We start from the raw sequence: 7,009 nt of genomic DNA, 5'->3' as shown, positions 1-7,009 counted from the left end.
TCAGCGACATCGCCTTCGTCAACCGACGTGCCATTTAAAGCAATACTTTGAACCGTTGAGCCCACATCATCATCGGCAATAACAGCATTAGCACTCTTACCACCCACATTTAATGTGAATGATTCATCGCCTTCAACTGTCGTGTCTTGTGTAGTTTGAACACCGATGTTGAAGCTCGTTACGCCGGCTTTAACCACCAATTCTTGTGTGTTTGAGTCGTAACTCACATCAGCACTATCAAACGTCGCATTTTGAAGTACAGCATTGTAGTCTGAGCTACCTGCAGTACCGTCCAACAAGTCGATACTGAAGCGCTGTTCTTCGACTGTGGCCGCACTCAATGTAACCGTAAATTCAGCGACATCGCCTTCGTCAACCGACGTGCCATTTAAAGCAATACTTTGAACCGTTGAGCCCACATCATCATCGGCAATAACAGCATTAGCACTCTTACCACCCACATTTAATGTGAATGATTCATCGCCTTCAACTGTCGTGTCTTGTGTAGTTTGAACACCGATGTTGAAGCTCGTTACGCCGGCTTTAACCACCAATTCTTGTGTGTTTGAGTCGTAACTCACATCAGCACTATCAAACGTCGCATTTTGAAGTACAGCATTGTAGTCTGAGCTACCTGCAGTACCGTCCAACAAGTCGATACTGAAGCGCTGTTCTTCGACTGTGGCCGCACTCAATGTAACCGTAAACTCAGCGACATCGCCTTCGTTAACCGACGTACCGACTAAAGCAACGCTAGAAACTGTAGATGAATTTCCATCTGCAATTATTGTAGTAGCTGATTTATCAGCTGATAATGTTGCACTATCTGAAGAAAGGCCAGTTAAGGTAATAGTTAAGTTTTCAGCACTTTCAACTATTTCGTCAGTTAAAGTTGTTATATCCAGAGGAATAGATGTCGAACCTTTAGGGATAGTAATGCTCAACTCAGTTAAAGCAGAATAGTCTTGATCATCAACATCGCCAGAAACACTAAAAGTTACAACAACATCTTCATCTAAAGCTTGCGATATACTAACTTCGAAACCAGCTACGTCACCTTCTTCCACTGAAGTGGTGTCGGCAGAAATACTGACAGTTGGAAGCGTCTCTGTATCTGCGTCAATAATCGCCGTAGTCGCGACCTTTTGAGATGACAGTTCCACATCTTCTGAACTAACGCCAGTTAATGAGACTGTTAGGTTTTCTGTACCTTCCACTTCACCATCGGTTAATGTGGCAAGATCTATAGAAGTAGAGGTCGCCCCTTTGGGAATAGTGACATTAAATTCTGTTGGAGCAGTATAATCTTCCGAGTTAACATCACCTGAAATGGTGAATGTAATAACGACATCTTCTTCCACAGCCTTAGATAAGCTTACTTCAAAGCCCGCCATAGAACCTTCATCAACACTTGAAGCATCAGCCGAAACACTAACTGTTGGGATCGCTGCAGAATCTGCATCAATGATCGATGATGAAGCAGAATTAAGAGAGGAAATTTTAACAAATTCATTATCTACACTATCAATTGATACAATGAGATTCTCGGTTCCTTCAACTTGCCCATCTAAGAGTGTAGATAAATTAATTGTCGCAGATGTACTGCCTGCAGGTAAGGAGACCTGAAGACTGGATGGAGCAGAATAATCAGAGCTGTCAGCACTTCCCCCTAGGCTTAGAGTAACCACAACATCTTGATCGAACTCTTCACTAAGCTGAACAGTAAAACCAGCTATATCACCTTCATCTACAGAGTTAGCATTTGCAATAATGCTAACTTCGGGCTCTGCTGTTCTAACAGTCGCATTATCAAGCCCTTGTGATGACACATTGCCCGCTATATCAGTTTGTGTGGCTGTTACCGAAATTTCATCGCCATTGGATACATTTTCACTCCAAGAGATCACCCCAAGGGAGTAACTAAACCCAGAAACTGAGCCGTTATCCGAAATCAGTTCACCATTTTCTAATGAAAGGTCTAATGTGGTATTACTATCACCATTAGTAATATTTAGAGTAACAAAACCACCCTCTTTTAGGGTTGAGTCATTGATTGAAACACTAACTTGTACGCCATCTTCACCTAACTCAGACGAACGAATAATGCCATCATCTGGATCATTATCATCTATAATGCTCACAGTAGGGGCATCTGTTGCTAGGGTATCAATTGTAACATCTTGAATAACTGTTCTTACATTTCCTGCAATATCTGTAACTTCAGCTTCAGCAGGATAAATACCATCTGCTAACTCAGTATTTGTTACATCAATAGACCATGTGTTACCTGAAATTGTTAGGCCATTATCAAGCGTATATTCTGTTCCATTAAAGGTGACAGTTAATACATCTTCATCTTCCAACTCAACTTCACCATTAACAATTAAAGTATTGTCACTGGTATAGAAGTCATCACTCAACTGGCCTGTATCTTCACTAATTGCTTCGATTGTTGCTGAGCCAACAGAAAGATCAACAGAGTGCTCACTTAAGCCAATACTGTCGACTTCATTTCCCACATTATCAGTTGAACTCACAACAACTTGAAAATCTGTATCTACTACTAAATCAGTTCCTAAAACATCTACAGCCCAAGTACCGTCTTCATTAACGGTAGTAGAGTATTCAGTATCATTAATTGTCATTACAACAGGGTCACCGGGAGAAATATCCCCACCAATTGCTGTCCCCGTCACAGTTATAGTGCTTTGAGACTCTAAAATATTAATTACATCATCAAATGTGATGTCATCTACAATTACATCACCAGGGACGGCTACAGTATCAATATCTGACTGCTCAACTTGACGTAGTTGAGAGTCAGCTGATCTAGCATCTGTGTCATAACCATAAGTAGGATTAGCTTCTTGATTACTTCGATTTACTTCAACCGTTGTATCTTCATTAGTATTGTCATTCTGTTGCTCTTGACCAGCAGCAGGAGCAGCTTGTGATTGAGTAGGGTCATCACCAGCTAGGATTGCTTGTTGCAGTGCTTCAATATCTGAAGTTCCATCTGCTAAAAAATCATTCTGATCATCATTATTTGATTCTGCCAAACCGAAAACTTCATTATTAATTTCTACAGCTGACTGATCTGCAACAATAATCTCGGTACCATCAATAAAACTGATTGTGACGCTACCATCTCCAACAGCAACAACCGTCTCACCAAAAAAAATTGGATCACCAACTCGAACAACTCGCTCTTGCCCATCTACAGATTGAACTCGAACTGTACCTTCCAATATGGTCACAAAACCAACTGGTTCGCCAAGTGTTACAAAAGATTGCTGATTGTCGCTCATGATATTTCCCTACTTAAATTTTCACTTACTTAAAAAATAGTCTCTTTAATCAAGGGAATCTATTGTACCAAGGTACAATCAGACTCATTCAGACCAAATTGCGTTCATAATTATGACTCTTTATAATGCGACACTTCATTTGCAGCACGTGGCATGCAAGGTGTCTAGCTTATCCGCTGCGCTATCTAAGACAATTAAAGGGTGTCCATGACTGATACATTAAAAAGAGAATGGTTTTCGAACATACGTGGTGACGTACTATCGGGAACTGTGGTGGCGTTAGCGCTCATTCCTGAGGCTATTGCCTTTTCCATTATTGCGGGGGTGGACCCTAAAGTAGGTCTTTATGCCTCATTCTGTATTGCTGTCATTATCTCTTTTCTTGGTGGTCGACCAGGGATGATATCTGCTGCCACGGGTGCCATGGCACTGTTGATGGTGACGTTGGTAAAAGAACATGGCTTAGAATACTTATTAGCCGCCAGCTTACTCTGTGGTGTATTTCAAATAATCGCCGGCTATTTAAAACTCGGCACATTAATGCGCTTTGTCTCAAGATCGGTTGTCACCGGTTTTGTAAATGCTCTCGCCATTTTGATCTTCATGGCCCAGTTGCCTGAATTGACCAATGTTACTTGGCACGTCTATGCCATGACAGCTGCAGGTCTAGGTATCATTTATCTTTTCCCTTACATCCCAGTAATAGGTAAATCTCTACCAAGCCCGCTGGTGTGTATTGTCGCATTGACGGCTTTTGCTATGATGGTTGGCTTAGATATTCGTACCGTCGGCGATATGGGTGATTTGCCGGATTCTCTGCCGATATTCTTGTTACCAGATGTACCGCTTAATTTTGAAACACTGATGATTATTTTGCCTTACTCTTTAGGCTTAGCTGTTGTGGGTCTTCTTGAGTCTATGATGACGGCGACGATTGTGGATGAATTAACAGATACTACTAGTGACCGTAACCGTGAGTGTAAAGGTCAAGGGGTCGCAAACATTGGTTCAAGCTTACTGGGCGGCATGGCAGGTTGTGCCATGATCGGCCAATCTGTTATCAACATTAAATCTGGCGGTCGTGGTCGACTTTCAACGCTCTTTGCTGGCGTATTGCTGCTGGTTATGGTGGTTTTCTTAGACGACTTAATTGGCCAAATCCCAATGGCTGCTTTAGTAGCGGTCATGATCATGGTATCCATCGGTACTTTCTCTTGGGACTCTATCATTAACTTGAAACATCATCCGATGTCGACCAATGTCGTGATGCTGGCGACGGTTGCTATTGTGGTCGCGACTCACAACCTTGCTCTGGGTGTTTTTGCAGGTGTGTTACTGGCTTCATTATTCTTTGCCAACAAAATTGGTCGCTTTATGGTGGTTAAGAGTGAAAACGTTGACCAAGGCACCACATACAAAGTGGTTGGTCAGGTATTCTTTGCTTCGTCTGAAAAATTCAACGACGCGTTTGATTTTAAAGAAGCGGTTAGCCACGTTACTATCGATTTATCTCAAGCTCACTTTTGGGATATCACTGCCGTCTCTGCACTCGATAAAGTAGTTATAAAATTCCGACGCGAAGGTGCAACCGTTGATGTAATTGGAATGAATGAAGCCACTGAGACAGTGGTCGACAAATTCGGCGTACACAACAAACCTGAAGAAGCTGAGAAGCTTTTGAATGGTCATTAAGGAGGCAAGGATGAAAAACGTAATTGCATGTATCGATGGTTCACCATTAACACAGCAAGTCATAGAAGCGTCCGCTTGGGCATCCTCTAAACTGGAAACACAGTTGGTGCTTCTTCATGCGTTAGAAAAGCAAAAATCTAGTGAGCATGACTTATCTGGAACCATTGGTTTCGGTAGCCGTGAGCATCTTCTTAGTGAGCTAACTGAGCTTGACGAGCAACGCGCTAAAGTCGCCCTAGAGCACGGTAAAGTTTTACTGGAGTACGCCGAAGCTTACCTTGATGGTCGCAATATCAACCTGACTAAACTGCAACGCCACGGTAACTTTGTGGAAACCTTAGAAGACCTTGAACAAGATGCGTTGCTTTATATCGTGGGCAAACAAGGTACTGAGCATACTTCTAAATCTGTAATTGGCTCTAATCTTGAAAATGCGGCACGTTCATTGTCTCAACCCATCATGGTTGTATCCAATGAATTTAAAGCACCACAAAACTTCATGGTCGCTTACGATGGTCGCGAAACAGCAATTGCAGCGCTTGAACGGATTGCACATAGCCCTCTATTGAAAGACATTCCTTGCCATTTAGTGATGGTAAAACGGGATATTGCCGATCAAGAAGACGCACTTGAAAAAGCGCGTCATAAGCTTTCTGAGTTAGGTTTTAAGGTAGAGTCTCATTTTATTGAAGGCGACAGCATTCAAGGTGCATTGCACCAATACCAACAAAAAAATCAAATCGACTTAATTGCTATGGGCGCCTACGCCCACTCTAAAGTCCGTCAGTTCTTTGTTGGCAGCAATACCACTAAGATGCTGACCGATAGCCAAGTACCAGTCTTAATTCTACGTTAAGCCTTAGACACAACAACGGCCGCTCGCAACTGCGAGCGGCCAAATTTACTCATTTTCTCGAAGTCAGACTTCAATACCGGCACGTACTGACATTCCACAAGCGCAATACCTTCCTCAAAATCCGGATCATGCACATAAATATGCTGCTCATCATAGCCTGTCACGACCACCCAATGAGGCGTTTTTTTACCGTCTAATCTGTAGGTACTGATTAGAATAATAACCCAGTGCCCTTTATCAACAGCATTAATCAAGTCTTGGATCGCTAATGGCTCATTGTGAACAATCACACCTTCTGCCGCGCTTTCTTTTAGAAACTTCGTATGACAAGCCATCAGAACCGTTTTCTTCTGCTCATCACGCACACCATCAATGAACAAAGGTTGATCATCACTCAGCCACACTTCAGCCTCTAACCCTCGTCGCTTAGCTGCCAGAGCTAATCCTGTTGGATGACACCCCCCATGTCCGCTGGTCATGTAAATCGTCGTAGCTTCTCGCCAAATATCTAATTCATGTTCAAAGCTCGCATCCGCTTGTTCTTCTGCGGCCGCTATCACCATCAATAATGAAGCAGGTCCACAGGTAAATGGCGTACGCTGTCCAACATAAGGTATTTTCAATAACTTACTTTTATCGTCAAATGCTCGAATGCGTTTCTGCATTCGCAACGCATTGCTGGCGTCTTCATAGTAATGCTCGTAACTACCAAATGACCGGTAGCCATATTTTCGATAAAGCGCTATGGCCCCATCATTACGCTCGCTTACTTCTAGGCGTAACGAAATACAGCCTCTTTTCGCCGCATGTAATTCAGCATTCTGTAATAACTGTGTGCCTACTCCCTTTCCTCTCGCTTCGTTGGCGACGGCCAATGAGTATAACCTTGCGTGAGCCCGTCCTTTGAACAAATGCACCAACGCATACCCAAGCAGCGTCTCGTCCAAATAAGACAAAAGCATCACAGAGGATTCCGATTTAATACCATGACGTAAACTACGCCGACTCATACGATCACCTTGAAAAGCCTTCTTTTCAAGGGTTTCTAACGCGTCTAAATCGGATGATTGAGCTAAGCGAATAACAATATCGGATACCATGAACAGGCCCTCTGAGCCCCAAAAAAAAATCGTTATATTCGAGCCGTTAGTTT

The 7,009-nt window shown here is 42.8% G+C and carries 4 protein-coding genes; 2 read left to right on the top strand and 2 right to left on the bottom strand.

What is annotated here, in order from left to right; genetic code table 11:
* The coding region (locus AYW75_RS09780) for a retention module-containing protein (RefSeq protein ID WP_156490836.1) at positions 1-3,308 on the bottom strand (3,308 nt) is incomplete at its 3' end.
* Between the two features lie 207 nt (positions 3,309-3,515).
* On the opposite strand from AYW75_RS09780, the gene AYW75_RS09775 reads away from it, so the two are divergent.
* Both AYW75_RS09775 and AYW75_RS09770 read left to right on the top strand, forming a co-directional pair.
* Positions 3,516-5,000 (top strand): SulP family inorganic anion transporter, encoded by a 1,485-nt coding sequence (locus AYW75_RS09775; protein ID WP_067098809.1) that lies wholly within the window; start codon positions 3,516-3,518, stop codon positions 4,998-5,000.
* Between the two features lie 10 nt (positions 5,001-5,010).
* Positions 5,011-5,856, top strand: coding sequence for a universal stress protein (locus AYW75_RS09770; protein ID WP_067098807.1), 846 nt, complete (start codon positions 5,011-5,013; stop codon positions 5,854-5,856).
* On the opposite strand, the gene AYW75_RS09765 is transcribed toward AYW75_RS09770, so the two are convergent.
* Positions 5,853-6,956: a peptidase C39 family protein gene (locus AYW75_RS09765; protein ID WP_067098804.1), complete on the bottom strand. Its 1,104-nt coding sequence runs from the start codon at positions 6,954-6,956 to the stop codon at positions 5,853-5,855. The two genes, AYW75_RS09770 and AYW75_RS09765, sit on opposite strands and share 4 nt — an antisense overlap.
* Positions 6,957-7,009 lie beyond the last annotated feature (53 nt).

The sequence above is a fragment of the Marinomonas atlantica genome, from assembly GCF_001639725.1.
In the GTDB taxonomy this organism is placed as follows: Bacteria; Pseudomonadota; Gammaproteobacteria; order Pseudomonadales; family Marinomonadaceae; genus Marinomonas; species Marinomonas atlantica.
The sequence above is the reverse complement of the archived record's forward strand: the minus strand, read 5'-3'. Positions and strand labels throughout refer to the sequence as shown.

Coding starts and splice junctions, on each gene's coding strand:
- AYW75_RS09775 (WP_067098809.1), top strand. CDS start 3,516: ATGACTGATACATTAAAAAGAGAATGGTTTTCGAACATACGTGGTGAC.
- AYW75_RS09770 (WP_067098807.1), top strand. CDS start 5,011: ATGAAAAACGTAATTGCATGTATCGATGGTTCACCATTAACACAGCAA.
- AYW75_RS09765 (WP_067098804.1), bottom strand. CDS start 6,956: ATGGTATCCGATATTGTTATTCGCTTAGCTCAATCATCCGATTTAGAC.